Source organism: Methylobacterium sp. UNC378MF (genome assembly GCF_900103195.1).
In the GTDB taxonomy this organism is placed as follows: domain Bacteria; phylum Pseudomonadota; class Alphaproteobacteria; order Rhizobiales; family Beijerinckiaceae; genus Methylobacterium.
Genome location: NZ_FMWU01000018.1, coordinates 131,125 through 157,250, shown reverse-complemented (window position 1 = coordinate 157,250; position 26,126 = coordinate 131,125). Strand labels below are relative to the sequence as shown.

The 26,126-nt window shown below is 68.3% G+C and carries 19 protein-coding genes, 1 other RNA gene and 4 pseudogenes; 19 read left to right on the top strand and 5 right to left on the bottom strand.

The window, feature by feature from the left end; translation table 11 throughout:
* Both BLT59_RS19640 and BLT59_RS19635 read right to left on the bottom strand, forming a co-directional pair.
* The coding region (locus BLT59_RS19640) for a helix-turn-helix domain-containing protein (RefSeq protein WP_139174074.1) at positions 1-296 on the bottom strand (296 nt) is incomplete at its 3' end.
* A 224-nt stretch (positions 297-520) separates the two neighbouring features.
* Positions 521-724 (bottom strand): annotated as a pseudogene (locus BLT59_RS19635) (transposase); the annotation flags it as partial.
* Positions 725-884: 160 nt separating this feature from the next.
* On the opposite strand from BLT59_RS19635, the gene BLT59_RS31375 reads away from it, so the two are divergent.
* On the top strand, positions 885-1,061 hold the full coding sequence (locus BLT59_RS31375) for a hypothetical protein (protein ID WP_175544065.1): 177 nt from the start codon (positions 885-887) through the stop codon (positions 1,059-1,061).
* Between the two features lie 1,355 nt (positions 1,062-2,416).
* On the opposite strand, the gene BLT59_RS31885 is transcribed toward BLT59_RS31375, so the two are convergent.
* On the bottom strand, positions 2,417-2,788 hold the full coding sequence (locus tag BLT59_RS31885) for a transposase (RefSeq protein WP_244514058.1): 372 nt from the start codon (positions 2,786-2,788) through the stop codon (positions 2,417-2,419).
* 117 nt (positions 2,789-2,905) lie between these two features.
* Positions 2,906-3,316 (bottom strand): annotated as a pseudogene (locus BLT59_RS19625) (IS630 family transposase); the annotation flags it as partial.
* An 89-nt stretch (positions 3,317-3,405) separates the two neighbouring features.
* Between BLT59_RS19625 and BLT59_RS19620 the strand changes: the two are divergent.
* The 11 genes and pseudogenes from BLT59_RS19620 to murD all read left to right on the top strand — a co-directional run.
* Positions 3,406-3,586 (top strand): annotated as a pseudogene (locus tag BLT59_RS19620) (IS5/IS1182 family transposase); the annotation flags it as partial.
* A 417-nt stretch (positions 3,587-4,003) separates the two neighbouring features.
* Positions 4,004-4,807: pseudogene (locus tag BLT59_RS19615) on the top strand (IS66 family transposase); the annotation flags it as partial.
* Positions 4,808-5,772: 965 nt separating this feature from the next.
* Positions 5,773-6,213, top strand: a complete 441-nt coding sequence (locus tag BLT59_RS19610; protein ID WP_091784111.1) for a VOC family protein — start codon at positions 5,773-5,775, stop codon at positions 6,211-6,213.
* Positions 6,214-6,264: 51 nt separating this feature from the next.
* An RNA gene (gene rnpB / locus BLT59_RS19605) (RNase P RNA component class A) lies at positions 6,265-6,663 on the top strand.
* Between the two features lie 426 nt (positions 6,664-7,089).
* Complete coding sequence (gene rsmH / locus BLT59_RS19600; protein ID WP_348272291.1) at positions 7,090-8,154, top strand: 16S rRNA (cytosine(1402)-N(4))-methyltransferase RsmH; 1,065 nt, start codon at positions 7,090-7,092, stop codon at positions 8,152-8,154.
* Positions 8,151-8,564 (top strand): cell division protein FtsL, encoded by a 414-nt coding sequence (locus BLT59_RS19595; protein ID WP_091784108.1) that lies wholly within the window; start codon positions 8,151-8,153, stop codon positions 8,562-8,564. The genes rsmH and BLT59_RS19595 overlap by 4 nt, the downstream gene beginning before the upstream one ends.
* Positions 8,565-8,570: 6 nt before the next feature.
* Positions 8,571-10,463 carry a peptidoglycan D,D-transpeptidase FtsI family protein gene (locus BLT59_RS19590; RefSeq protein ID WP_091784105.1) on the top strand — a complete coding sequence of 631 codons (1,893 nt, stop codon included), beginning with the start codon at positions 8,571-8,573 and terminating at the stop codon, positions 10,461-10,463.
* Positions 10,464-10,473: 10 nt separating this feature from the next.
* The gene (locus tag BLT59_RS19585) at positions 10,474-11,931 is read left to right on the top strand and encodes a UDP-N-acetylmuramoyl-L-alanyl-D-glutamate--2,6-diaminopimelate ligase (protein WP_091784102.1); all 1,458 of its coding nucleotides are present in this window, start codon (positions 10,474-10,476) and stop codon (positions 11,929-11,931) included.
* A gap of 19 nt (positions 11,932-11,950) precedes the next feature.
* Positions 11,951-13,399, top strand: a complete 1,449-nt coding sequence (locus BLT59_RS19580) for a UDP-N-acetylmuramoylalanyl-D-glutamyl-2,6-diaminopimelate--D-alanyl-D-alanine ligase (RefSeq protein WP_091784154.1) — start codon at positions 11,951-11,953, stop codon at positions 13,397-13,399.
* A 77-nt stretch (positions 13,400-13,476) separates the two neighbouring features.
* Positions 13,477-14,562 (top strand): phospho-N-acetylmuramoyl-pentapeptide-transferase, encoded by a 1,086-nt coding sequence (gene mraY, locus BLT59_RS19575; protein ID WP_091784098.1) that lies wholly within the window; start codon positions 13,477-13,479, stop codon positions 14,560-14,562.
* Between the two features lie 210 nt (positions 14,563-14,772).
* The gene (gene murD, locus BLT59_RS19570) at positions 14,773-16,137 is read left to right on the top strand and encodes a UDP-N-acetylmuramoyl-L-alanine--D-glutamate ligase (RefSeq protein ID WP_091784095.1); all 1,365 of its coding nucleotides are present in this window, start codon (positions 14,773-14,775) and stop codon (positions 16,135-16,137) included.
* Positions 16,138-16,150: 13 nt separating this feature from the next.
* On the opposite strand, the gene BLT59_RS19565 is transcribed toward murD, so the two are convergent.
* Positions 16,151-17,626 (bottom strand): methyl-accepting chemotaxis protein, encoded by a 1,476-nt coding sequence (locus tag BLT59_RS19565; RefSeq protein ID WP_091784092.1) that lies wholly within the window; start codon positions 17,624-17,626, stop codon positions 16,151-16,153.
* 284 nt (positions 17,627-17,910) lie between these two features.
* Between BLT59_RS19565 and BLT59_RS19560 the strand changes: the two genes are divergently transcribed.
* The 7 genes from BLT59_RS19560 (at position 17,911) to ftsA (ending at position 26,096) form a co-directional block, all read left to right on the top strand.
* Positions 17,911-19,077 carry an FtsW/RodA/SpoVE family cell cycle protein gene (locus BLT59_RS19560; protein ID WP_091784090.1) on the top strand — a complete coding sequence of 389 codons (1,167 nt, stop codon included), beginning with the start codon at positions 17,911-17,913 and terminating at the stop codon, positions 19,075-19,077.
* Complete coding sequence (gene murG, locus BLT59_RS19555; protein WP_091784087.1) at positions 19,074-20,183, top strand: undecaprenyldiphospho-muramoylpentapeptide beta-N-acetylglucosaminyltransferase; 1,110 nt, start codon at positions 19,074-19,076, stop codon at positions 20,181-20,183. Before BLT59_RS19560 ends, murG begins: the two co-directional genes overlap by 4 nt.
* A gap of 49 nt (positions 20,184-20,232) precedes the next feature.
* Positions 20,233-21,639 (top strand): UDP-N-acetylmuramate--L-alanine ligase, encoded by a 1,407-nt coding sequence (gene murC, locus BLT59_RS19550; RefSeq protein ID WP_091784084.1) that lies wholly within the window; start codon positions 20,233-20,235, stop codon positions 21,637-21,639.
* A gap of 199 nt (positions 21,640-21,838) precedes the next feature.
* Complete coding sequence (gene murB / locus BLT59_RS19545; RefSeq protein ID WP_091784081.1) at positions 21,839-22,765, top strand: UDP-N-acetylmuramate dehydrogenase; 927 nt, start codon at positions 21,839-21,841, stop codon at positions 22,763-22,765.
* Between the two features lie 112 nt (positions 22,766-22,877).
* Entirely contained in the window at positions 22,878-23,801 is a 924-nt protein-coding gene (locus BLT59_RS19540) for a D-alanine--D-alanine ligase (RefSeq protein WP_091784078.1), read from the top strand.
* A complete protein-coding gene (locus tag BLT59_RS19535) occupies positions 23,768-24,721 on the top strand; it encodes a cell division protein FtsQ/DivIB (protein ID WP_091784074.1) in 954 nt (317 codons plus the stop codon). Before BLT59_RS19540 ends, BLT59_RS19535 begins: the two co-directional genes overlap by 34 nt.
* A 52-nt stretch (positions 24,722-24,773) precedes the next feature.
* Positions 24,774-26,096 (top strand): cell division protein FtsA, encoded by a 1,323-nt coding sequence (gene ftsA / locus BLT59_RS19530; protein WP_091784071.1) that lies wholly within the window; start codon positions 24,774-24,776, stop codon positions 26,094-26,096.
* Positions 26,097-26,126: the final 30 nt, after the last annotated feature.

Here is a 26,126-nt window from a genome sequence, read left to right as displayed (position 1 = left end):
AGCGCCAGCACCTCAGCCACCGTCTCGGTCGAATGGGGTGGTGTCCCGGGCGGACGCGTCTTGTCGCGCAGCAGACCCTCGACGCCCGCCTCGGCGTAGCGCCGCTGCCAGCGCCACACGGCCGGACGGCTGACGCCCGCTCGCCGGGCGACGTCCTGGACACTCAGGCGCTCGGCCGAGAGCAAGACGATGCGGGCGCGCTGGATATGTTTGAGCGGGCGAGAGCGGTCGCTGGCGATCGCAGCCAGCCGTGCCGCGTCGCTCGTATCGAGAAGAACGCATACCGTCTGAGCCATGGCCCAGACTCGCACGCCTCACCGCCTGCGTGAATCCTCCGTCCGCGTCACTGCACTAGCTCCCGAGGCGTTAGCTGCCCCAAAGCTGCGTGAGGACGGCTGTCGTTTTACTGACGCCGCGGCATCTCGATCTTGCTGATCGGGTAAAACAACGACAAGAACCAATTCGCGTTGAGGACCTCGTCGCACAGGCGGACGTTGAATGACTTGACCAGTGTCTGGACCCACCTGTTGTAGCGGTTATAGATCGTCGTGTGTGGGCCATAGGCGGAAGGCTTGTCCTGCCAGCGGCAGCCGACCTTCAGGACGTGCAGGATGCCGCTGATCACCCGCCTGTCGTCGACCCGAGGTTTGCCCGGTTGGCCGTGAGGTGGGTGCGGCTCAATCCGCGCCCAAGCGCTATCCGGGAGGCAGAACAACCTTGCCATCGCGATCCTCCTGCGCTGGAAATCCCAATCTCAGGAAGAAAACGCAAGCGACAGCAATTGGTTGTCTGAGTTCCCTACCTAACCTGAGGTGGCGGGGTGCGCGGCAGCCGGCACCCGCTTCCGGCTCGATGCCCAGTCCCCGGAATGGGTGGGCATCCCGATGGCCCGCGCCCTGAAGCTCGACCGCGAGGACAAGGCCCACAAGTCCAAGATCACCGGCATGCTCAAGGTCTGGATCGAGAAGGGCAGGTTCGAGGCGGTCGACGGCAAAGATGCCAAAGGTAAGCCGCGCAAGTTCGTGGAATTTGGCGGGCACGCCTCAGACACGGGTGAGTGAGCATTCTCCACCCTGGAACACGTGGGTGGAGACAGGTGGAGAACGTCGAGACAAAACCTTCTTCACCACCAACCCCTATTAGGGTCTGACCTCAGACGGCTTGGCCGTTTAAGCGGCAGTTACCGACTGCTTTCACCCTTAGCGGGCCTTCTGAACCGGCGCATCGGGCGTATTCGGCGGCAATTCGAGATAAAATCCCGCCCCGATCACACCCGGCGCGCCATCGGATTTAACAGCCCTAACATAACTCTACTTCGTTGAAAGGTTTGACTTAACTGGCGCCGATATGAGGTAATCAACCCAGCCCGACTCGTTCGCCATCTTCATATCAAGCAAAGTTTGATGGAACGCATTCCCATTTTCGTTCCTTTCGCCGTATGGGTTGGTAACAACTCGTTTTAGTACCACAAGATTTAGAAGGACTTTTCCGTCCACGTCATAGCCAAGAACGAAACGATACTCTAGCATCTGTTGCTTTTGTATTGTCTTTTGTAGTTCTGAAGTGTTTTCTTCGCTATAATAGCTGCAGATCTGTTACAATCTTCCAAAAAATCTACCATTTTCTCATTTTCATCGATTAGCTCGCTTAACGTAGAACAATATCCACTAAAATCATCGTCGATATCAGTTGTACCTAAATTATATTTCAGAGAACTTAAGTTTCTATCAATCTTAATATATTCATTTGTATTGCATGATTGGGAGTTCGCGCATTCAATCATCACAGTGTATGAGATTAAAACTGTGACCCATTTTCGAAACGCGGCTCTAGCTTTCACTTTCGCACCTCGGAGTCTTGATTGGAGTGACTAAAACGCTTATAGCAAAATTATCCGCATAATACTACTGCACGTGAACGGCATACGCACGAGTTTATAGCCAAGTTTGCTGCGCTAATGCCCAGCAATGCCGATCTTAATTGTGAATTCCGCCTTGAAACAAATCGTATTTTCCTTCAAAACAGAACGGGAGGATACTATGCGTGTAAGTACGACTATTTTATTGGAATTGCTTTCTTTTTCACTCTTTATATCGGGGATCTATGCACAAAATTCATCTGTAGGTAGGGCCGGAGCTGCTGGAGCGGCAAGTTCTGTCGGTCGTAGCGGAGCAGCCGGCGCTGGAGACGCGACCGGACGGTCAGGAGGAGCAGGCGCTGGAAATTCTGTCGGCCGTAGTGGCGCAGCCGGTGCTGCAAGCTCAGTAGGACGAGGGGGCTATTAGGCTCGCTTTGGCCAATCGCGATCTATCAGCGGTCGACATCCTCCTACATGCCGGCACGTGCCGACAGAGTTTTGTACGCTCACCGAGTGCACGGGACATCGTGAAAAGTCCGGGAATGCGCGCTTGCCGACCTACATCTGGCTTTCGCCTCTCGTTACAGCAACCAGACCGAGCTGCCTTGGTCTGTCTGGGGAACGCGGCTGCTGGCCGGGCCGGCGCCTGACTGCACGCGTTACCCGAGGCAGGCGGCCGCTGCTTTCCAAATCAAGCTTAGTGCCCGGCGCCATGTAACGCGCCGCCAGGAGCACTCGGCCAGCACGGCCTCCACCGCGCGGCTCCTGGTCCGGGACAGGCTTGCGGCCACGACTGGAGGACGGCACGAGCATGACTTCCGCGGGGAAGACCTTCTGCGTGGGCAGGATGCCTACGGCCCAGCCCAGGTGACGCTCCTCAAGACCATGACGGAAGGCAGCACTGCTGCCGTAGCGGGCATCGGCCAGCACGGTCGCGAACCGGACCCCGCCTCGCACAGATGGACGAGTTCGGGCAAGGCGATCTCACTCTTGCAACACCCTGCGACTGGAGCAAGAGCCGAGCGCTCGAGGGCCACGTAGATCGAGCTCCACGAGATTGAGCCCCGACGCGCTCGTCGGCGTGAAGTGGAGGTTGAACCGCGGATGCTGAACCAACCAGTCTTGTACCAGGGTCGTCTTGTGCGTCTTCAGGTTGTCGAGCACGAGACGCACCTCCAGATCGCGTGCGACGCTGCTCTCGACCTGTTCCAGGAAGGTCCGGAACTCGGCGCTGCGACGTCGCGGCTTGCAGCTCCCGATCACCGTTCCAGCTTTCACGTCGAGGGCGGCAAACAGGTCGAGCGTGCCATGCCGACGATAATCGTGGGTCACGCGCTCGGCCTGGCCCGGCCGGAGGGGAAAGGCTGGCGCCGTGCCCTGCAACGCCTGGATCTTCGGCTTCTCGTCGACGCACAGCACCAGCGCGCGATCGGGTGGGGCGAGGTAGAGGCCGACGACCAGGGTCCCCATCGAACGGGTTCGATGGGGACCCGTCGCGCACCTTCTCGAACATGGGCCTGACCACCCAGACTGGGAACCATTTCAGAGACGCCCTAGGCCGCTACCGCTTGATCGTGGAGCGCACTCTGGCGAGCCTGGCCCGCTTCCGCCGCCTCGCCGTCCGCTACGAGTGCCATGCCGATACGAGTGCCGTCCCGACCTCCACCTAGCCTTCATCACCCTCGCCTGTGCCCGCATCTGCCAGCTCAGGCCAAACGGTTTTGTCCCTGCCCCTACACGAGTCACACAACGACTTGGACGTGTAAGCTTGGCCTTTTCCGGAGGACACTGGAGGCATACCTTAAATTGGGCATTTACGCAGAACAATTTCGGAAGTACGTTCTCGTCCGCAGTGCAGTCAAAATATTGATCGATGGAGGCACAAAATGCGAACGACGCTAGTCGGATTTGTTGTCGTCTGCGCCTTTTCAGGCGCGACCATTGCCGAATCTGCGGAAGATAAGAAAACGACTACGACTCAGCAAGCATCCGATGCAGCTAAGCGCCAAGGCAGCACCGGTACAACAAACGAGAATGCCGCGCGCCAATTAAAGCAGCTAGATAGTGAAACATCGGCTTCTCCGACAGCCACTCCTTCGAACAAGAAGAAATAGTGTTTTTATCTGTCCTGTTATAGAGCTAAATTGGGTGTACGTGCGCGACGACCGGCCGTTCGGCGGCCTCGACCCGCCGGCGGCGCTGTTCCAGTTCTCGCCCGATCGCTTAGGCGAGCATTCCGAGCGTCACCTCGATGGCTTCTCGGGCGTGCTGCAGGCCGACGCCTTTGCCGGGTTCAACCGGCTCTACGACCCCACGCGTCCTCTGGGGCCGCTTGTCGAGGCGGCGTGTTGGGCACACGCGCGCTGCAGATTCTTCGTGCTCGCCGACGTCACCGCCAAGGCGCGCGGCCGGTTGCCGGTGCTGGGTCCGCTTGCACTGGCGGCGGTCGAGCGCATCGACGCGATCTTTGTGGTCGAGCGGGAGATCAATAGCCTTGAGGCTGCCGCCCGTCTTGTGATTCGGCGCGAGCGCCTCGCCCCGTGCGTCACCGAGTTGGAGACCTGGATGCGGGCCGAGCGGACCAGGCTCTCGCGCCATGCCGACGTGGCCAAAGCGATGGACTACATGCTCAAGTGCTGGCCGGCCTTCGAGCGCGTCATCCACGACGGGCGGATCTGCCTGACCAGCAACGCGGCGGAACGGGCGCTGCGCGGTATCGCTCTCGGCGGGAAAGCCTGGCTGTTTGCCGGGTCGGTGCCCGGCGGCGAGCGCGCGGCGGTGATGTACACGCTGATCCAGACCGCGCGCCTCAACGGCGTCGACCTGCAGGCGTGGCTGGCCGATGTGCTCGCGCGCATCAACAAACACCCCGCGCGGGACCTCGATGCCTTGCTGCCGTGGAACTGGCAGCAACCTGCCGCCACTCAGCTCGTCGCCGACGCCGCCTGACGCGGCCAATCTACCGCGACCGGAATGCCTGCGGCTCAGGCCGGATGCTTACGCATTCTCCCTCTATGCGCAAAGAGGAATGTTGCCGCGATGCCATTGGATCCTACAGTGACGCGGGCACATCGCGCCGGGCTGGAATGAGAGGTCCGAGCGCCCGCGGATGGATGAGGCGCTTCGCCGATATGGCGCCTGGAGCCTAGAGGCCGAGCAAGGTGATCGATGCGCTCGGCGAGGTCGCCATTTGGTAGTGCGCTCCGCGCGCGCAGTTCGCACGTGCGTGGCTTCCGCGGAACGGCAGACAGTTTAGGCCGATCATCGAGCGTCCGGAACGAATCACCTGGTTGACGCTATTGCAGCGCTCGCGCTTAAGCTGAGCGTTGATGAGTGCGCCGCGCATGAAGCGCCGTACATCTTGCACGCACTGTCAGGACACAGCTTAGGCCTAGGCCCACCCAGAGTAGGCGGGAAAGGGCGGCACGGGTCAGGGTTGAGCGAACTCAATCCCGGGGCAGAACCAGCCCCTCGCCCACCAACTGATTCGGGTAAGTCGTCAGGCGAGCTCGATCTTTACCCAGGGACGCACTGATCGGGCGATTCGGGAGTGTTGAAGGGTAGCCGCGAGAGGTGAGTTCGACCGTCGGCTATGGGTGCAGGATAGGGGCATAATAGCGACACTGCTCAGCTTCCCCTGGCCGAACGTGATCATCCACTACCCCGTAGAAGCGTTACTTATCAACGGCTTAGATACCTCCGCCGTGACAACGATCGCCAGCATACCCACCAACTGGCCAATTCGCGAGCCTGGGAAGCTTCCGGGGCCCAGGTGCGACCTACTCGCCGCTCGATCGGACGCTAACTATCGCGGCGACCAATCAGCCGCAGGCGAACGCCCTGCACGCAAGTTCGTGTCAGTTTCTTGCCAGAACCGGCCAAAACTATCATCATATCAACGGGATAGCGCCATTATGGAATTTCTGCACACCATGGTCCGGGTTGCCGATCTCGACCGGGCGCTGGCCTTCTACGTCGACACGTTCGGCCTGAAGGAGGTCCGTCGCGTCGAGAACGAGAAGGGCCGCTTCACCCTCGTGTTCCTGGCTGCCCCCGGGGACGTCGAGCGGGCCACGGCCACCAAGTCGCCGCTGATCGAGCTGACCTACAACTGGGATCCGGAAACCTACACGGGCGGGCGCAATTTCGGCCATCTCGCCTACCAAGTCGACGATATCTACGCCTTCTGCGCCCGGCTGCAGGAGAAGGGCGTCACCATCAACCGGCCGCCGCGCGACGGCTACATGGCCTTCGTGAAGTCGCCGGACGGTATCTCCATCGAGATCCTGCAGAAGGGCGGCGCCAAGGAGCCGCAGGAGCCTTGGACGTCCATGGCGAACACCGGCACCTGGTGAGGGTCCTGCACCCTTGACCCGGACGGCTCCGCGGGCGCATCTGCCCGCGGATCAGCCGGCCGGGCGGCCGCTCCGGACGCGCGAGCATCCGGGGAGGAAAGTCCGGGCTCCATGGAGAGACGGTGCCGGATAACGTCCGGCGGGGGCGACCCCAGGGACAGTGCCACAGAAAGCAGACCGCCCCGGATCCGTCCGGGGTCAGGGTGAAAGGGTGCGGTAAGAGCGCACCGCGGACGCGGCAACGCGGACGGCACGGCAAACCCCACCGGGAGCAAGACCGAATAGGGGCGGCGCGCCCTTCGCGAGAAGGGCAGGCCGGCTCTCCAGGCCAGTCGCCCGGGTTGGTTGCTCGAGGCGGTCGGCGACGACCGTCCCAGAGGAATGGCCGCCACGTCGGCGCGCGCGAGCGCTCCGGCCATACAGAACCCGGCTTATAGGCCGGCTGATCCACGCACCGATAAGCCTCGCCAGCGCAACGCCTTACGGCTCGGCGCCGCATCCGAACCGGCGCGCGATGCGCCGAAGATTCCGGTGCGGCAAAAACCTTCGGTTAACCTTGTCGGGTTCAGATCGGTCGGCGCGGCAGCGCCAAGCTTGTGCGTTGACGATCCTCCGAGGCCCATGATACCCGGCATCCTCCCGTCAACGGCGTGTATCGGATCGCCAGGCGCAACCTGCCATGGTGCAGGTCCCGTCCGTGCGCGGCATCTTGCGCGCTCAGCATCCGGTGCCGTTCCCGTCACGCGCGCCGCGCTCGCGCGGCCCGGCACAGGGCACCATGAGTCGCATGAGCCGCATCCGCGTCCGGATCTCCGGAACGCGCCGACATTCCGACCGTCCGCGCCAGGCACGGCGCGCGCCATCGGCGAGGCACCCATGAGCCGGCGTCGTCCCTCTCCCGAGACGGCGCCGCGGCACGACGGCGCCGAGGTGCCGGATCAGCCGCACGTCCCGGTCCTCCTCGCGGAGGTCATCGAGACGCTCGCCACGGCGGGCGGGCTTGCGGTCGACGGCACCTTCGGTGCCGGCGGCTACACCCGCGCGCTCCTGGCGGCGGATCCTGCGCTGCAGGTGGTGGCCATCGACCGCGACCCGACGGCGATCGCGGGTGGCCAGGCGCTGGTCGCGGCATCCGGGGGGCGCCTGCGCCTCCTGCACGGTCGCTTCGGCGCGCTCGACACCGTCCTGGCGGAGGCGGGCCTCGCCCAGGTGGACCGGGTGGTGCTCGATATCGGCGTCTCGTCGATGCAGCTCGACGTGCCGGAGCGCGGCTTCTCGTTCCGCAACGACGGGCCCCTCGACATGCGCATGGGCGCCGACGGCCCCAGCGCGGCCGACCTCGTCAACGAGGCCGACGAGACCGTGCTCGCCGACATCATCTACCATTACGGCGAGGAGCGGCGCTCGCGCGCGGTGGCGCGGACCATCCTCGAGGCGCGCCGCCGCGGCCGGATCGAGACCACCGCGCAACTCGCCGAACTGGTCGCCGGCGTGGTGCGGACCGAGCCCGGCAGCCATATCCACCCGGCGACGCGGACCTTCCAGGGCCTGCGGATCGCCGTGAACGACGAACTCGGCGAGCTGGTGCGCGCCCTGCACGCGGCCGAGCGCGCGCTGAGGCCCGGCGGACGGCTCGCGGTCGTGACGTTCCACTCGCTCGAGGACCGGATCGTCAAGCAGTTCTTCGCGGCCCGCAGCGGTCGTTCCGCGCAGGCCTCGCGCCATCTGCCCGGGGGTCCGGTCGAGACCATCCGCAGCTTCCGTCTCGTCACCAAGGGCCCGGTCCTGCCGGGCGAGGCCGAGACGGCCCGCAACCCGCGCGCCCGCTCGGCCAAGCTCCGGGTCGCGGAGCGCACCGAATCCGACGTTCCCGAACCGCTGGCGGCGCTGACCGCCCTGGCGAGCCTGCCCGACGCGGCCCGCGGAGGCCATCGCCGATGATCCGCCTCCTGAACCTGCTGGCAGTGGCCGGCCTCGTCGCCTCGGCGATCTATGCCTACTCGATCAAGTACGACACGCTCTACCAGGGCGGTCAGGTCTCCAAGCTGCAGACGGCCCTGCACAAGGAGCGGCAGGCGATCGCCGTGCTGCGCGCCGAGTGGCAGCTGCTCACCCGGCCGGACCGCCTCCAGGCGGCCGTCGACAAGCATATCGCCCTGGAGCCGATCGGCACCAGCCATCTGGCGCGCCTCTCCGATCTGCCCGCCCGGCCGGAGCGCGGGGACGAGATCGGCCGGCTGCTCGCCGCCACGGCGACGCCCAAGGACAAGGGGACGATCGAGCCGCGCACGACCGGCTCGATCACCCGCACCGTCACCACGACCCGCACCCCGACGACGGCTTCGAGGTAAACCCCCGTGTCCGATCACGCCGACGAGACCCTAGACCCGGCGGTCGAGCCCGCCGTGTCGGACCACGAGGCGGCGCTGCTGGAAGCCGCCGCGCTGGCGCATGCGGCCGGCGCGCCGCGCCCCCTGGAGGAGGAGGCGCGCGAGCCCGAGCCGCGCGCCGAGCGCGCCAAGGCGCTCCTGCGGAGCATGTTCCGGCTGGCCATCGAGCGCTCGCACATGCGCGTCGCGCTGGTCGGGCTGGTCTTCGTCGGCGTGTTCGGGACGATCTCCGCCAAGCTCCTGATGATGGCGATCTTCGGGGAGCCGCCCAGCCAGGAGCACCGGGTCGCGGCCGCCTCCTCGACGGCGTTCCGGCCCGACATCGTCGACCGCAACGGCGAAATCCTGGCCACCGACATCCGCACGGTCTCGGTCTTCGCCGAGCCGGGCAACATCTACGACAAGGACGAGGCGGTCGAACTCCTCACCGCGGTCCTGCCCGAACTCAACGCCTCGGAGCTGCGGGCCAAGCTCACCCAACGCAAGGACAAGAAGGGCGCGGGCTTCGTCTGGGTGAAGCGCGAGCTGACCCCGAAGCAGCAGGCCGAGGTCCACCGGCTCGGCATCCCGGGCATCGGCTTCCTGCCCGACCACAAGCGGGTCTACCCGAATGGCGTCGCCGCCGCCCACATCCTGGGCGCGACGAACCTCGACGGCATCGGCATCGCCGGCATGGAGAAGTACATCGACTCCACCGGCCTGCAGGCCCTCAACAGCTTCGGGCTGATCAACAAGCAGGCCGACCTGAAGCCGGTGCAGCTGTCGATCGACCTGCGCGCGCAATTCGCCGTGCGCGACGAACTTGCCTGGGGCATCGACCACTTCAAGGCCAAGGCCGGCGCCGCGATGATCCTCGACGTGAAGACCGGCGAGGTCATCGCCCTGGTCTCCATGCCGGATTTCGATCCGAACGATCCCAAGGACGCGCTGTCGCCCGACCGCATCAACCGGATGAATGTCGGCGTCTACGAGATGGGCTCGACCTTCAAGGCGATGACCCTCGCCATGGCGCTCGATTCCGGCAAGTACAACGTCAACTCGACCTTCGACACCCGCGGCGGCGTGCTGAACTGGGGCCGGCAGAAGATCCACGAGTATCACGGCACCAACCGGGTCATCACCATGCCGGAGGTGTTCACGCACTCGTCGAATATCGGCTCGGCCAAGATGGCGCTCGGCGTCGGCGTGCCCGGCCACAAGGCCTTCCTGAAGAAGATGGGCCTGCTGGACCGGCTGCGCACCGAGCTGCCCGAGAGCGCGGCGCCGATCGTCCCGTCCCGCTGGACCGAGATCAACACCATCACCATCGCGTTCGGCCACGGCATCGCGGTGGCGCCGATCCAGGCGGCGGCCGCGGTGGCGGCCATCGCGAATGGCGGCGACCTGATGATCCCGACCTTCCTGAAGGCGACCCCGGACTCGGCCAAGGCCCGCGCCACCCACGTGCTCTCGGCCCAGACCTCCGAGGCGATGCGCTACATCATGCGGCTCAACGCGGCCGAAGGCTCGGCCAAGAAGGCGGCGGTCCCCTATTACTTCGTCGGCGGCAAGACCGGCACGGCCGAGAAGGTCATCGGCGGCCGCTACATCCACAACCGCCTGTTCACGACCTTCATGGCGGCGGCGCCGATGAACGATCCGAAGTACCTGTTCGTGACGATCATGGACGAGCCGCAGGGCCTGCCGGAATCCGGCGGCTACGCCACGGCGGCCTGGAATTCCGGCGTGGTCACCGGCAAGGTGATCGAGCGCGTGGCGCCGATCCTCGGCCTGCCGCCGCAATTCGAGCCGCCGGTGAGGCCGTTCCCGCAGATGGTCAAGCTCAACGCCTACCACATCAACCAGCTCGGCGGCCCGTGATGGTGGCGTCATGAGCGCGCGGCTCGCCGACCTCTTCCCCGAGGTCACCGGCCCCGCCGCGGATCTGTCCGTGTCGGACCTGACCGCCGACAGCCGGCAGGTCGCCACCGGCACGGTCTTCGTGGCCGTGCCCGGCACGAAGGCCGACGGTCGGCGCTTCGCCTCGCAGGCAGCCCAGCGGGGCGCAGCCGCAGTGGCGGGGGAGGGGACCCGTCCCGCCGACCTGCCCGACACGGTGACCTGGATCCCGGTCGCCGATGCGCGCCGGTCGCTCGCCCACGCCGCGGCCCGGCTCGCCGGGGCGCAGCCCGGGACCGTGGTGGCGGTCACCGGAACGGCCGGCAAGAGTTCGGTGGCCGACTTCGTGCGCCAGATCCTGGCCCGGCTCGGCCGCGACGCCGCGAGCCTCGGCACGGTCGGAATCGTCACGAATCGCGGGGCCCAGTACGGTTCGCTGACCACCCCGGACCCGGTCACGCTGCACCGGACGCTGGCGCGTCTCGCCGCCGAGGGCGTCACCGACCTCGCCATGGAGGCCTCCTCGCACGGGATCGAGCAGCGCCGGCTCGACGGCGTCCGCCTCGACTCGGCCGGCTTCACCAATCTCGGCCGGGACCATCTCGATTATCACGCGAGCATCGAGGACTATCTCGCGGCCAAGCTGCGCCTGTTCACCGACCTGCTGCCGCCGGGCCGCCCGGCCATCGTCAATGCCGACGGCGCCTATGCCGAGCGGGTGATCGCCGCCGCGGAGGCCGCCGGCCGGCCGGTCCGCACGGTCGGCCGGGGCGGACGGGACCTGCGGGTCGCCTCCGTCCGGACCGAGGGCTTCGCGCAGGCCGCCCGCATCCTGTTCGAGGGCCGGGCCCGGGATCTGCGCCTGCCGCTCGTCGGGGAGTTCCAGGTCGAGAACGCACTGGTGGCGGCCGGCCTCGCCCTCGCCACGCCAGCAGGCGCCGCCGATCCCGACGGCGTCTTCGCGGCGCTCGACCATCTCACCGGCGTCCCCGGGCGCATGGAGCGGATCGGCGAGGCGCGGGGTGGCCTCTGCCTCGTCGACTACGCCCACAAGCCGGAGGCCCTTGAGAGCGTGCTCGCCGCGCTCCGCCCGTTCGCGTCGGGTCGGCTGATCGTGGTCTTCGGCTGCGGCGGCGACCGTGACCGGGGCAAGCGGCCGCTGATGGGCGCGATCGCGAAGCGGCTTGCCGACGTCGTCATCGTCACGGACGACAACCCGCGCACCGAGGATCCCGCCGCCATCCGCCGGGCGATCCTGGACGCGGCTCCGGGCGCGGAGGAGATCGGCGACCGATCCGAGGCGATTCACAGCGCCGTCGCCCGGCTCGGACCGGGCGACGTGCTGGTCGTGGCCGGCAAGGGCCATGAAACCGGCCAGATCGTGGGGGATCGCACGCTCCCGTTCTCGGACCATGCGGTCCTGCGCGCCGCGATTGCCGCGGCGGCCTGAGGACGACGGGGGACCGACGATGACCGCACTCTGGACGCGGGAGGAGCTGGAATCCGCGACGGGCGGACGCCTGACCGGCGCCGAGCGCGCGATCGGGGGCGCCTCGATCGACACCCGCACGCTCCAGCCTGGCGACCTGTTCTTCGCGATCCGCGGCGATACCCGCGACGGCCACGACTTCGTTCCCGATGCCCTGGGCCGCGGGGCCGGTGCCGCCGTGGTCAGCGCGGGCCGCGCCGAGGACCTCGCGTCTCACGGCCCCGTCCTGGCGGTGCCCGAGGCGGGTCCCGACCCGGTCCTGACCGCGATGGTGCGCCTCGGTGCCGCCGCGCGCGCCCGGACCCGCGCGCAGGTCGTGGCGGTCACCGGCTCGGTCGGCAAGACCGGAACCAAGGAGGCTTTGCGCCACGTCCTGTCCGAGCAGGGCGAAACCCACGCCTCAGCGGCCTCCTACAACAATCACTGGGGCGTGCCTCTGACCTTGGCGCGGATGCCGCGCACCACCCGCTACGGCGTGTTCGAGATCGGCATGAACCACGGCGCCGAGATCGTGCCGCTGACCGCCCAGGTCCGGCCCGACATCGCGCTGATCACCACGATCGCGCCCGCCCATATCGAGCATTTCGCCTCGCTCGCCGCGATCGCGGACGCCAAGGGCGAGATCTTCTCCGGGCTCCAGCCCGGCGGCATCGCGATCCTCAACCGCGACGTCCAGCATTTCGACCGGCTCGCGGCCCACGCGCAGGCCTCCCGGGCGGGACGGGTGGTGACCTTCGGCGAGCATCCCGAATCCGACGTGCGCGCCCTGAAGATCGTGCTCCGTCCCGACCTGTCGGTGATCGACGCGATGGTGATGGGCCAGCCCGTCACGTACAAGCTCGGCACCGCCGGGCGGCACGCGGCGCTGAACTCGCTGGGTGTCATGGCGGTGGTCCACAGCCTCGGGGCCGACCTCGCCCGCGCCGCCCTGTCGCTCGGCGGGCTGACGCCGCCGGCGGGCCGCGGCGAGCGCAGCGCCCTCGAGATCGGCGGCGGCACGGCCTATCTCGTGGACGAGAGCTACAACGCCAATCCCGTCGCGGTTCGGGCCGCGCTGGCGACGCTGGCCGGCATCGAGACCGGGCCACGCGGGCGTCGGATCGCGGTGCTGGGCGACATGCTGGAACTCGGCGCCGCCGCGCCCGACCTGCATCGCGACCTCGCGGAGGCGATCGAGGCGGCCCGGATCGACCTCGTCTTCGCGGCCGGTCCGCTGATGCGTCATCTGTTCGAGGCCCTGCCGGTGAGCCGCCGCGGCGGCGTGGCCGACACGGCCGCCGACCTGATCGAGCCGCTCGCCCGGACTCTCAGGTCCGGCGATGCGGTCATGGTGAAGGGATCCAACGGCAGCCGCATGGGCCGGATTGTCGAGGCCCTGAAAGCCCGCTACGCGGTCGATCCGGCCCGGCGGACCCAGACCGTCCCATGACCGGCACGCCCGCGCGTTCGGCGCGACCGGCGCCGTCCCCCGAAACCTGAGCCTGAACAAGGGGGCCGAGCGCCCGGATGCTGTACCTTCTCTCGGACCTGAGCAGCGCCTTCACGCCGCTCAACGTGTTCCGCTACATCACCTTCCGCACCGGCGGCGCGCTGTTCACGGCGGGCCTGTTCGTGTTCTGGTTCGGGCCCTGGATCATCTCGCTGCTGCGGATCCGCCAGGGCAAGGGTCAGCCGATCCGCGAGGACGGGCCGCAGACCCATCTGCTGACCAAGCGCGGCACGCCGACCATGGGCGGCCTGATGATCCTGGCCGGCGCCGTCGTGGCGATCCTGCTCTGGGCCAATCCGCGCAACCACTATGTCTGGGTGACGCTGACCGTCACCCTCGGCTTCGGCGCGATCGGCTTCTACGACGACTACCTCAAGGTGACGAAGCAGTCGCACAAGGGGTTCTCGGGCAAGTTCCGCCTCACCCTGGAGGCGGTGATCGCCATGGCGGCCTGCGTCACCATCGCGGTCTATTCGCCCGCCACGCTCCAGAATCAGCTCGCCTTCCCGGTGTTCAAGGACGCGCTCCTCAACCTCGGCTGGTTCTATCCCCTGTTCGGCGCCTTCGTGATCGTCGGCGCGGGCAATTCCGTGAACATGACCGACGGCCTCGACGGCCTCGCGATCGTGCCGGTGATGATCGCCTGCGGCACCTTCGGCTTCATCGCCTACCTCGTCGGCAACTCGTTCACCGCCAGCTACCTGCAGGTGAACTACGTCCGCGACACCGGCGAACTCGCCGTGGTCTGCGGCGCGGTGATCGGCGCCGGTCTCGGCTTCCTCTGGTTCAACGCGCCGCCGGCCCAGATCTTCATGGGCGATACCGGCTCCCTGGCGCTCGGCGGCCTGCTGGGCTCCATCGCGGTGGCGACGAAGCACGAGATCGTCCTGGCGATCGTCGGCGGCCTGTTCGTCCTGGAGATGATGTCGGTGATCATCCAGGTCGCCTCGTTCAAGCTCACCGGCAAGCGCGTCTTCCGCATGGCGCCGATCCACCACCATTTCGAGCAGAAGGGCTGGAAGGAGCCGCAGGTCGTCATCCGCTTCTGGATCATCGCGGTGATCCTGGCGATGGCGGGTCTGGCGACGCTGAAGCTGCGCTGATCGAAGAGTGTGCTAGACGGGTGACCCAAGGGGGCGATCCCACGCTCGCCCTCATCCTGAGGTGCAGCCGCCCGGCGGGTGCCTCGAAGGAGGCTTCCAGTCGGCCGCGCGAGTTCTGGAACCCTCCTTCGAGGCCCGCCGATGCGGGCACCTCAGGATGAGGGCGCGGGTCGGATCGGCCGGGTTCGGCTGCCGCATCCAGAGTTTCGCATGACACCGATCACGACCTTCGCAGACCGCACCGTCGCCCTGTTCGGACTCGGCGGCTCCGGGCTTGCCACCGCGCTGGCGCTGAAGGCGGGTGGGGCGGGCGTGCAGGCCTGGGACGACAATGCCGACAGCCTCGCCCGCGCCCGGGAGGCCGGAATCGAGACGCGGGACCTGCGCGAGGCCGACTGGTCCGACTTCGCCGCGTTCGTGCTCAGCCCGGGTGTGCCGTTGACCCATCCCGAGCCGCACTGGAGCGTCCGGCTCGCCCGGGACGCGGGCGTCGCGATCATCGGCGACATCGAGCTGTTCTGCCGGGAGCGACGGGCGCAGGCGCCGGGGGCGCCGTTCGTGGCGATCACCGGCACCAACGGCAAGTCGACCACCACGGCGCTGATCGCCCACGTGCTCGCGCAGGGAGGCCGCGACGTGCAGATGGGCGGCAATATCGGAACCGCGATCCTGTCGCTGGAGCCGCCGGCCGCGGACCGCGTCCACGTGATCGAGATGTCGTCGTTCCAGATCGACCTGACGCCGAGCCTCGATCCGAGCGTCGGCGTGCTGATGAACATCACGCCCGACCATCTCGACCGCCACGGCACGATGGAGCAGTACGCGGCCATCAAGGAGCGCCTGATCCAGGGTGCCGGCCTCGCGGTGGTCGGCGTCGATGATGCGCCCAGCCGCGCCATCGCCGACCGGCGCGGTGCCGACCTCGTGCGCGTCCACGTGCCCCACGGCGACGTGCTGTGCACCGACGCGCTGACGGTGCGCGACGGGATCGTCCGGGAGCCGGACGGGACGGCCCTCGCCGACGTCAACGGCATCGGCTCGCTCCGGGGGGCCCACAACTGGCAGAACGCGGCGGTAGCTGTGGCCGTGGCGCGGGCCCTCGGCCTGTCGCCGGAGCAGATCCAGGCCGGGCTGACCACGTTCCCCGGTCTCCCGCACCGGATGGAGGAGGTCGGGCGGCGCGGCCACGTGCTGTTCGTCAACGATTCCAAGGCGACGAACGCGGATTCCACCGAGAAGGCCCTCACCGCCTTCCGCGACATCCACTGGATCCTCGGCGGCAAGGCCAAGGAGGGCGGGATCTTCCCGCTCGTGCCGTATTTCGAGCGGGTCGCCCACGCCTACCTGATCGGCGCGGCCTCGGATGCGTTCGCGGCGACCCTGGAGGGCGCCGTGCCGTATACCCGTTGCGAGACCCTCGAGAACGCCGTCCCGACGGCCGCCGCGAACGCCGCCGCCTCGGGCGCGCCGGAGCCGGTGGTGCTGCTGTCGCCGGCCTGCGCCTCCTACGACCAGTTCCGCAACTTCGAGATCCGCGGCAACCGCTTCCGCGAACTGGTGCAGGCGCTGCCCTGAGGCAGCGCCGTCCTCAGCGCGCCAGAACCTTGGCGGCGTCGCGGGTGGTGTCGACCGCCTGGGAGACGTTGGCCACCGACTGGACGATCGCCCCGATATTGCCGGTGATCGCCGTGACGGCGCCGGCGGCGCTCTGCATGTTCTCGGCGAGATCCCGGGTCACGGCGCTCTGCTCCTCGATGGCGGCCGCGGTGGCCACCACGGTCTCGCGCATCACCGAGACCGAGGACCCGATCGAGCTGAGAGCCTGCACGACCTCCTGCGAGACGCGCTGGACGCTGGCGATCTCGCCGTTGATCTGACCGGTGGCGCGCGCCGCCTGGTCGGCCAGAGCCTTGACCTCCGAGGCGACGACCGCGAAGCCGCGGCCCGCCGCGCCGGCGCGGGCGGCCTCGATGGTGGCGTTCAGCGCCAGCAGGTTGATCTGGCCGGCGATGTCCTGGATCAGACCGACGATGCCGGTCATGGCGGTGGCGGTCTCGGCGAGCCGCTTGGTGTGGCCGTCCGCATCCTGGACGCAGGCATAGGCGGTGTCGGTGGCGCTCTGGGAGCGCACGATGCTCTGGGACATCTCCGCCACCGAGGCCGCGAGCTCCTCGGCCGCCGCCGCGACGGTCTGGACGTTGCCGGATGTCGAATCCGCCGCCGAGGACGCCAGCGCGGCTGCCTTGGTCGAATGCGTCACCGCCTGCTCGATCTCACCGAAATTCTGGTCGATGAGTGTCCGGAGATTGGCGAAGAGCCGGACCTGATCGCTGATGTCGGTGGCGAATTTCACCACCTTGTAGGGCCGGCCGGCGGCGTCGAGGATCGGATTGTAGGAGGCCTGGATCCAGACCTCGCGCCCGTCCTTGCCGATCCGCCGGAACTGGGCTGCCTGGAAAGTGCCGTTCCGCAGGGCCGCCCAGAAGGCCCGGTAGGCCTCGCTCTCGCGGTAGGCGGGCTCCACGAACAGGCTGTGATGCTGCCCGATCACCTCGGCGCGGGTGTAGCCCATCACGCCGAGAAAGTTGTCGTTCACGGAAATCACCGTGCCGTCGAGGTCGAAGGCGATGACCGCCTGTACCTTGTCGATCGCCGCGATCTGGCCGGCGCGGTCGGCCTCCTCGGTCCTCTGCTGCGTGATGTCGGTGGCGAATTTCACCACCTTGTAGGGCCGGCCGCGCACGTCGAGCATCGGATTGTAGGAGGCCTGGATCCAGATCGGCCTGCCGCCGCGGCCGACCCGCTGGAACTGGCCGGACTCGAAGGCGCCGGACCGCAGGCGCTCCCAGAAGGCTTTGTATTCCGGCGCGTCCCGCTGGGCCGGATCCATGAACAGACTGTGATGCTGACCGACGATCTCGGGCAGCGTGTACCCGACCACGTCGAGGAAATTCCGGTTCGCCGACAGGATCCGTCCCGCGAGGTCGAACTCGATCACGCCCTGGACCCGGTCGAGGGCCGCGAGCTTCGCATGCGCTTCACGGGCGTTCAGGGTAGAAAACATGGCGCGACGGCTTCCGCTGGGCCGACCGGGCGCGGCGACGCCGCTCTCCGGACGTCACGGCTCGATCCGCCGGGGCATACATCCAACGGTTGCAATAAGAGAATTAACATAGAGTATCGTTTTACCATTACAGTTCCGTCAAATACTGCAATACCGCTCCGACGGCCGGCGCTCGGCCGTTGCCGACCCGGCCGGGACCATAAGGCTCCGTTTACCATTCCTGCACAGGATCGGGCCCGACCCGCGCGGATCGGCATCCGCGCGGCCTGGAGTCGTTGCCCGGCATGATGTCACGCGCGGAACGCACCCCCCTGACGGATTGGTGGTGGACGGTCGATCGCGGGCTGCTCGCGGCCCTGTTCGCGCTCATGGTCGCGGGCCTGGTCTTCCTGATGGGCGGCGGCCCGCCGGTGGCCGAGCGGATCGGCCTGCCGACCTTCTACTTCCTCAACCGGCAGGCGATGTACCTCGCGCCGACCATCCTGCTGATCTGCGCGGTCTCGTTCCTGTCGCTGCGCGGCATCCGTCGGCTGGCGCTGGTCACCTGGATCTGCGGCGTCGTCCTGTGCCTGCTCGCCGGCAAGTTCGGCCCCGAGATCAAGGGCGCGCACCGCTGGATCCAGTTCGGCTCCTTCGGCCTGCAGCCCTCGGAATTCGTGAAGCCGGCCTTCGTTGTGGTCGCCGCCTGGGCCTTCTCGGAGGGCGCCCAGCGCCGCGACATGCCGGGCGGCATCCTGGCGCTGCTCCTGCTGCCGATCACCATCGTGCCGCTGCTGCTGCAGCCCGATTTCGGCCAGACCATGCTGATTACCATGGTGTGGTGCGCGCTGTTCTTCGTGGCCGGCCTCCATCTGATCTGGGTGGCCGTCCTCGGCGTGCTCGGCCTCGGAGGTGTGTTCGCTGCCTATCTGTTCTTCCATCACGTGCGTGAGCGCTTCAACAAGTTCCTCGACAAGGATTCGGGTGGCGGCTTCCAGGATTTCTGGTCGCGGGAATCCTTCCGCTCGGGCGGCTGGTTCGGCACCGGGCCGGGGGAGGGCGTGGCCAAGCGCCACCTGCCGGACGCGCATACCGACTTCATCTTCTCGGTCACCGGCGAGGAATTCGGCGTGATCGTCTGCCTGTGCCTCGTGGCCCTGTTCGCCTTCATCGTGCTGCGCGGCCTCAAGCTCGCCCGGCGCACCGACGACACCTTCTCGCGCCTGGCGATCACCGGCCTGACCACCCTGTTCGGCCTCCAGGCCTCCATCAACATGGCGGTGAACACCCAGCTGATGCCCGCCAAGGGCATGACGCTGCCCTTCGTCTCCTACGGCGGCTCGTCGCTGATCTCGCTGGCGCTCGGCACCGGCTTTCTCGTCGCCCTGACCCGCAAGCGGCCGCGCACCGTGATGCTCAGCCAGAAGCCCCCCGGCACCGCGCCGGCCACCGTCGCCGGAGTGATGCGGTGACGGTCTTCACCCCCACGATCCTGCTCTGCGCGGGTGGCACCGGTGGCCACCTGTTCCCGGCCGAGAGCCTCGCCCACGCGCTGCGCGCCCGCGGCATCCGGGTGGCGCTGGCCACCGATGCCCGCGTCGACGCGATCGCGTCGGAGTTCCCGGCCTCGGAGGTGGTGACCATCGCGTCGGCGACGCCGTCCGGCCGCTCGCCCCTGAAGCGGGCGAGCGCCGTGCTGACGCTCGGCCGCGGCTTCGGCGTCGCCGCGAAGGAGATCCGCCGGATCAATCCGGCCGCCATCGTGGGCTTCGGCGGCTACCCGACCGTCCCGCCGGTGCTCGCCGGCCAGATCCTGCGCGTGCCGACGATCCTGCACGAGCAGAACGCCGTGATGGGCCGGGCCAACGCCTTCCTGGCGCGGGGCGCCCGCACCATCGCCACCGGCTTCAAGGTCGTGCGCGGCGTGCCCGACAAGGCCAAGGCCCCGCGCATCCACACCGGCAACCCGCTCCGCCCGGCGGTGATCGAGGCGGCCAAGATCCCGTACCCCGCCTTCGGTCCGGACGACGCCCTCCGGCTCCTGGTGTTCGGCGGCAGCCAGGGCGCCCGGGTCATGGGCGAGGTCGTGCCCGAGGCGATCGCACGCCTGCCGGCGGCGCTGCGCGCCCGGCTGCACCTCGTCCAGCAGGTCCGTCCCGAGGACCTGACGGCGGTGCAGAACCGCTACCTCGCCATGGGACTGGCCGGGATCGAGGCGGCGCCGTTCTTCAAGGACCTGCCGGCCCGCATGGCCGCGAGCCACCTCGTGGTCTCGCGTTCGGGGGCCTCGACGGTCTCGGAGCTGGCGGCGATCGGCCGCCCGGCGATCCTCGTGCCGCTTCCCGGCTCGCTGGATCAGGACCAGGCCGCCAACGCCGCGACCCTCGATGCGATCGGCGCCGCACGGGCGGTGAAACAGGCCGATTTCACCCCGGATCGCCTCGCGGCGGACCTCATCGCCTGCTTCGAGACGCCGGCAAAATTGACCGCGGCGGCCGATGCGGCCAGAAGCGCGGGCATCCACGACGCCGCCAAGCGGCTGGCCGAGGTCGTCGTCGAGACGGCCGCCCGCACCTGATCCTCACGGGATTGCGCACCGGCGATCCCGCCACCAGACGGTTCGACCCATGAAGCTGCCCGACAAGCTCGGACCCATCCACTTCATCGGCATCGGCGGCATCGGCATGTCCGGCATCGCCGAGGTGATGCACAATCTCGGCTACACGGTGCAGGGGTCGGATGCGTCCGACAACGCCAATGTCCGCCGGCTGGCCGAGAAGGGCATGCGGACCTTCGTGGGCCACGACGCCGAGAACGTCGCGGACGCGGCCCTGGTCGTGGTCTCGACGGCGATCCAGCGCGACAATCCGGAGCTGCAATCCGCCCGGGAGCGCCGCCTCCCGGTGGTCCGCCGGGCCGAGATGCTGGCCGAGCTGATGCGCTTCAAGTCCTGCGTCGCCATCGCGGGCACCCATGGCAAGACCACGACGACCTCGCTGGTCGCGACCCTGCTCGACGCCGGCAACCTCGATCCGACCGTGATCAACGGCGGCATCATCAACGCCTACGGCACCAATGCCCGCATGGGCGCCGGCGAGTGGATGGTGGTGGAGGCCGACGAATCCGACGGCACCTTCCTGAAGCTGCCCGCGGACGTCGCGATCGTCACCAACATCGACCCCGAGCATCTCGACCATTTCGGCTCGTTCGACGCGATCAAGGACGCGTTCCGGCGGTTCATCGACAACATCCCGTTCTACGGATTCGCGGTGATGTGCATCGACCACCCGGTGGTGCAGGATCTCGTCGGCCATATCGAGGACCGGCGGATCATCACTTATGGCGAGAACCCGCAGGCCGACGTGCGCCTGATCGACGTGGACCTCCGCGGTGGCCAGAGCCGCTTCCGGGTGATGATCCGCGACCGCCGCCCGGGCTACCGGATGGAGATGGAGGATCTCGTCCTGCCGATGCCCGGCAAGCACAACGCGCTCAACGCCACCGCGGCGCTCGCCGTCGCGCACGAACTCGGCGTGAAGCCCGACGCAATCCGCAATGCGCTCGCCGGTTTCGGCGGCGTGAAGCGGCGCTTCACCCGCACAGGCGCGTGGAACGGTGCCACGATCTTCGACGATTACGGGCACCATCCGGTGGAGATCAAGGCGGTGCTCAAGGCCGCCCGCGCCTCGACGGAGCACGGCGTGATCGCCGTCGTGCAGCCCCACCGCTACACCCGGCTGCAATCTTTGTTCGACGATTTCTGCACCTGCTTCAACGATGCCGATACGGTCATCGTCGCCCCGGTCTACGCGGCCGGCGAGCAGCCGATCGAGGGCTTCGACCGCGACAGTCTCGTGGCGGGCCTGCGCTCGCGCGGACATCGCGACGCACGGGCACTGGAGCGGCCGGAGGAGCTCGCCGGGATCATCGCGGATCTCGCCAAGCCGGGCGACTACGTGGTGTGCCTCGGCGCCGGCACGATCACCCAATGGGCCTACGCCCTGCCGGACGAACTCGCCGCGCGGGGGCGGTAAGCGCGGTGCGTGATCGGGCCCTGGGAGACGTTCCGGGCCGGAGGCGCCTTCCACCGTCGACACTGGGCTGCGCTTTGAGGATGGATTCGGCGGTGCATCTCCGGACCCAGGCCTCACAGCGTCCGCTGCCACCCCGATGCGACGACACCCGGGTCGTCGCATCCCTCTCCCCGCAGGCGGGGCTAGGGGAGAGACACCCATGACCGAATCTCTGCACGATCGCATCCGGGCCGCCGCGCCCGATCTCCGCGGGCGCCTGCTCGCCGACCAGCCGCTCGCCGACCTCACGTGGTTCCGGGTCGGCGGCCCGGCCGAGGTGCTGTTCACCCCCGCCGACGAGGAGGATCTCGCCCGGCTTCTCGCCGCTCTCGACCCCGACGTGCCGGTCACGGTGATCGGGCTCGGCTCGAACCTCATCGTCCGCGACGGCGGCGTGCCGGGCGTCGTGGTGCGCCTCGGCGGCAGGGCCTTCGGCAGCATCGCGGTCGACGGCGACACGCTGGCGGTGGGCACCGCGGTACCGGACATGCGACTCGCCAAGGCGGCAGCCGAGGCGGGAATCGACGGCCTCGCCTTCTATCGCGGCATCCCGGGATCCATCGGCGGCGCGCTGCGCATGAACGCAGGCGCGCATGGCGGAGAGACGACCGACGTGCTGGTGGAGGCCCGCGGCGTCGATCGGCGAGGCAACCCGCGCACCTTCACCCACGCCGAGATGGGCTTCGCCTACCGCCATTCGGGCGCGCCGGAGGACGTGATCTTCACGCGCGCCCTGTTCCGCGGCAGGCCCGGCGACCGGGCCGCCATCGAGGCCGAGATGGAGCGGGTCACGGCCGCCCGCGAGGCGGCTCAGCCGATCCGCGAGCGGACCGGCGGTTCGACCTTCGCCAATCCCCCGGGCGGCAAGGCGTGGCAGCTCATCGACGCCGCCGGTTGCCGGGGCCTGACCCGCGGCGGCGCTCAGGTCAGCGCAATGCACTGCAACTTCCTGATCAACACCGGCACCGCGACCGCAGCCGATATCGAGGGGCTCGGCGAGGAAGTCCGCCGGCGCGTCCGCGACACCAGCGGGGTCGAACTGCGCTGGGAGATCCGGCGGATCGGATCGGCGGCCGGGGCGACGTGAGAGCGGTCTTCCCGACATGCCGGCGCGGGCGGGATCCGGTGCTCGTCAGCCACCGGTGACCGTTCGGGCCCATGCAGATTCTGTTTGAAGCCGACCTATTCGAGGTGCCCTGATGTCCAAGCACGTCGCCGTCCTGCTGGGCGGCACCTCCGCCGAGCGCGAAGTCTCGCTCAATTCCGGCAAGGCCTGCGCCGACGCGCTCGAAGGCGAGGGCTACCGGGTCACGCGGGTCGATGTCGGTCCCGACATCGCCTCCGTGCTGACGGCGCTCAAGCCGGACGTGGCCTTCAACGCGCTGCATGGCCCGGACGGCGAGGACGGCACGATCCAGGGTCTCCTGGAGATCCTAAAGATCCCCTACACCCATTCCGGCGTCCTCGCCTCGGCGCTCGCGATGAACAAGGAGCAGGCCAAGACCGTCATGCGCGCCGCCGGCGTCGACGTGCCGGAGGGCCGGATCGTTAACCGTCATGAGGCCGCCAGGACACACCCGCTGCCGCCACCTTACGTGGTGAAACCCATCGCGGAGGGCTCCTCGGTGGGTGTGATCATCGTGCGCGACGGACGCTCGCATCCGCCCCAGATCCTCGCCTCCGCGGACTGGACCTTCGGCGAGCAAGTCCTTGTAGAACCTTACATAGCCGGCCGCGAACTCACCTGCGGGGTGATGGGCGACAGGGCCCTCGGCGTCATCGAGGTGAAGGCCGCCAACGGCGACTGGTACGACTACGACGCGAAATATGCTCCGGGCGGCTCGGTGCACGTGCTCCCGGCCGAACTTAAACCAAATGTTTACCAGCGTGTCCAAGAACTGTCGTTAACGGCGCATCAAGCACTGGGCTGCCGGGGCGTCAGCCGTGCCGACCTTCGATTCGACGACACGCCGGGTGGAACCGGTCTGCTCGTGGTGCTGGAGGTCAACACGCAACCCGGCATGACCCAGACGAGCCTTGTGCCGGAGATGGCGGCCCATGCGGGCCTGAGTTTCGGTGAGCTCGTCCGATGGATGGTGGAGGACGCTTCCCTGAATCGCTGAGCGGCGATGCCGCCGGCCGGAGCGGTCCCGCGCGCCTCGTCGGTGCGGTCCTGGGTCGGCTCTTCGGCCGGGTCTCGTCCCGGTCCCTCTCGGTGCGTCGGGCCCGCTCGGGTCAGCGCCTGAGCGAGCGCCTGCCGCGCGGGGCCGGTGTCGTGGCGGTCTCCGTATCCGCCGCTGCCGTGGCGCTCGCCGGTTTCGTGGCGAGCGGCCGCTACGATTCTTTCGTTGCCGAGCAGGGCCGCCCCCTCGACATCGCCGCGCGGATCACCGGCTTCGGCGTCGAGCGCGTGACCATCTCGGGCATCTCCCGGATGTACGAGCGCGAGGTGCTGGCCGCCGCCGGGATCGACTGGCGCTCCTCGGTCCCGTTCCTCGACGTCAACGACGTGCGCGAGCGCCTGCTCCGCGTGCCGCTGATCGCGCAGGCCTCCGTCCGCAAGATCTATCCCAACGAGATCGCCATCACCCAGGTGGAGCGCGAGCCCGCGGCCCTCTGGCAGAAGAACGGCGAGATCAGCGTGATCGCGGCCGACGGCACCGTCATCGACGCCATGCGGGACGACCGCTATGCGAGCCTGCCCCTGGTGGTCGGCGAGGATGCCAACACCAAGCTTCCGGAATATCTCGCCCTCGTCGCCGCCGCGGGGCCGCTCGCCGAGCGGATCAAGGCCGGCACCTACGTGTCCGGCCGGCGCTGGACCCTCAAGTTCGACGGCATCGACGTGCGGCTCCCCGAGGCCGATCCGGCCTTGGCGCTCGCCCGCCTCGTCCGGTTCGAGCGCGAGGCCGGCCTGCTCGAGAAGGACATCATCGCGGTGGACCTGCGCATGCCGGACCGCCTCGTGGTGCGCCTGACCGAGGAGGCGGCCGCCGCCCGTGCGGAAGCCCAGAAGGCGAAGAAGAAGGGCGCGGCCAGCTGATGCCCTTCCTGTCGATCTCCGCCCGTCCCGCACCCCGCGCCCGGTAGCGTCAATGCACAGCCAACACGGCCTCACGCCGCGCTTGAAGCCGCTCTCCGCCCGGCGCTCGACCACCCTCTCGGTGCTCGATATCGGCACGAGCAAGGTGGTCTGCCTGATCGCCGAGCTTCAGCCCGCCGAGGCGCTCACGACGCTCCGCGGACGCACGCACCTCGCGCGCATCATCGGGATCGGCCACCAGCGCTCGCTGGGCCTGAAGGGCGGCGCCATCGTCGACCTCGCCGCGGCCGAGAGCGCGATCCGTCAGGCGGTGCATGCCGCCGAGCGGATGGCCAAGGTCGAGGTCCAGTCGGTCATCGTGAACATGTCGGGCGGTCGGCTCGCCTCGCAGCACTTCCAGGCGCGTGTGAACGTCCGCTCGGGCGCAGTCACGGGCAGCGACGTCGAGCGGGTGCTCGAGACCGCGAGCGCCCACGGCGTGAGCCCCGGCCGAGCCGTTCTGCACGCCCTGCCCACCGGCTACGCCCTGGACGGCCAGGGCGCGGTGATCGACCCGTCCGGCATGATCGGCGAGGCGCTCAGCGTCGACATGCACGTGGTCACCAGCGAGTTGGCCGCCGCCCGCAACGTGATGCTGGCGGTCGAGCATTGCCACCTCGGGGTCGAGGCGGTGATCGCCACGCCCTACGCGGCAGGTCTCTCGGCCCTGGTCGACGACGAGGCCGAGATGGGCGTCTGCGTCGTCGACATGGGCGGCGGCACCACCAGCGTCGGCGTGTTCTCGGGCGGCCACCTCGTCCACGTGGACGCCCTGGCGGTCGGCGGCCACCACGTCACCATGGACATCGCCCGCGGCCTCTCCACCCGCATGGCGGCGGCCGAGCGGCTGAAGACCCTCTACGGCTCGGCCCTCTCCACCCCCTCCGACGACCGCGACATGATCGCCGTGCACGGCGTCGGCGAGGACGAGGGCGAGGCGCCGGCTCACATCCCGCGTTCGCAGCTCGTGCGGATCATCAAGCCGCGCGTCGAGGAGGTGGTCGAGCTGGTGCGGGACCGCCTGCGCGACGCGGGCTTCGCCGCCCAGGCCGGGCGGCGCGTGGTCCTGACCGGCGGCGCCAGCCAGCTCGTCGGTCTGCCCGAGGTCGCCCGCCGCGTCCTCCAGGGCCAGGTGCGGATCGGGCGGCCCCTCGGCATCCGGGGCCTGCCGGAAGCCGCCAAGGGGCCGGCCTTCTCGGCGGCGGTCGGCCTGCTCGTCTACCCGCAGGTGGCGCATGCCGAGCATTTCGAGCCGCGGGGGCACGGCGCCTTCGCGGCGACCGGAACCGACAACTACCTGAACCGGGTCGGCCGCTGGCTCCGGGACAGCTTCTAGAGTTTCGCATCCGCCCCACAGACGGGCGGG

Bases quoted from the DNA above. Each gene is read 5' to 3' on its own strand.
- BLT59_RS31375 (WP_175544065.1), top strand. From the start codon at position 885: ATGGCCCGCGCCCTGAAGCTCGACCGCGAGGACAAGGCCCACAAGTCC.
- BLT59_RS19610 (WP_091784111.1), top strand. From the start codon at position 5,773: ATGGAATTTCTGCACACCATGGTCCGGGTTGCCGATCTCGACCGGGCG.
- rsmH (WP_348272291.1), top strand. From the start codon at position 7,090: ATGAGCCGGCGTCGTCCCTCTCCCGAGACGGCGCCGCGGCACGACGGC.
- BLT59_RS19595 (WP_091784108.1), top strand. From the start codon at position 8,151: ATGATCCGCCTCCTGAACCTGCTGGCAGTGGCCGGCCTCGTCGCCTCG.
- BLT59_RS19585 (WP_091784102.1), top strand. From the start codon at position 10,474: ATGAGCGCGCGGCTCGCCGACCTCTTCCCCGAGGTCACCGGCCCCGCC.
- BLT59_RS19580 (WP_091784154.1), top strand. From the start codon at position 11,951: ATGACCGCACTCTGGACGCGGGAGGAGCTGGAATCCGCGACGGGCGGA.
- mraY (WP_091784098.1), top strand. From the start codon at position 13,477: ATGCTGTACCTTCTCTCGGACCTGAGCAGCGCCTTCACGCCGCTCAAC.
- murD (WP_091784095.1), top strand. From the start codon at position 14,773: ATGACACCGATCACGACCTTCGCAGACCGCACCGTCGCCCTGTTCGGA.
- BLT59_RS19565 (WP_091784092.1), bottom strand. From the start codon at position 17,626: ATGTTTTCTACCCTGAACGCCCGTGAAGCGCATGCGAAGCTCGCGGCC.
- BLT59_RS19560 (WP_091784090.1), top strand. From the start codon at position 17,911: ATGATGTCACGCGCGGAACGCACCCCCCTGACGGATTGGTGGTGGACG.
- murC (WP_091784084.1), top strand. From the start codon at position 20,233: ATGAAGCTGCCCGACAAGCTCGGACCCATCCACTTCATCGGCATCGGC.
- murB (WP_091784081.1), top strand. From the start codon at position 21,839: ATGACCGAATCTCTGCACGATCGCATCCGGGCCGCCGCGCCCGATCTC.
- BLT59_RS19540 (WP_091784078.1), top strand. From the start codon at position 22,878: ATGTCCAAGCACGTCGCCGTCCTGCTGGGCGGCACCTCCGCCGAGCGC.
- BLT59_RS19535 (WP_091784074.1), top strand. From the start codon at position 23,768: ATGGATGGTGGAGGACGCTTCCCTGAATCGCTGAGCGGCGATGCCGCC.
- ftsA (WP_091784071.1), top strand. From the start codon at position 24,774: ATGCACAGCCAACACGGCCTCACGCCGCGCTTGAAGCCGCTCTCCGCC.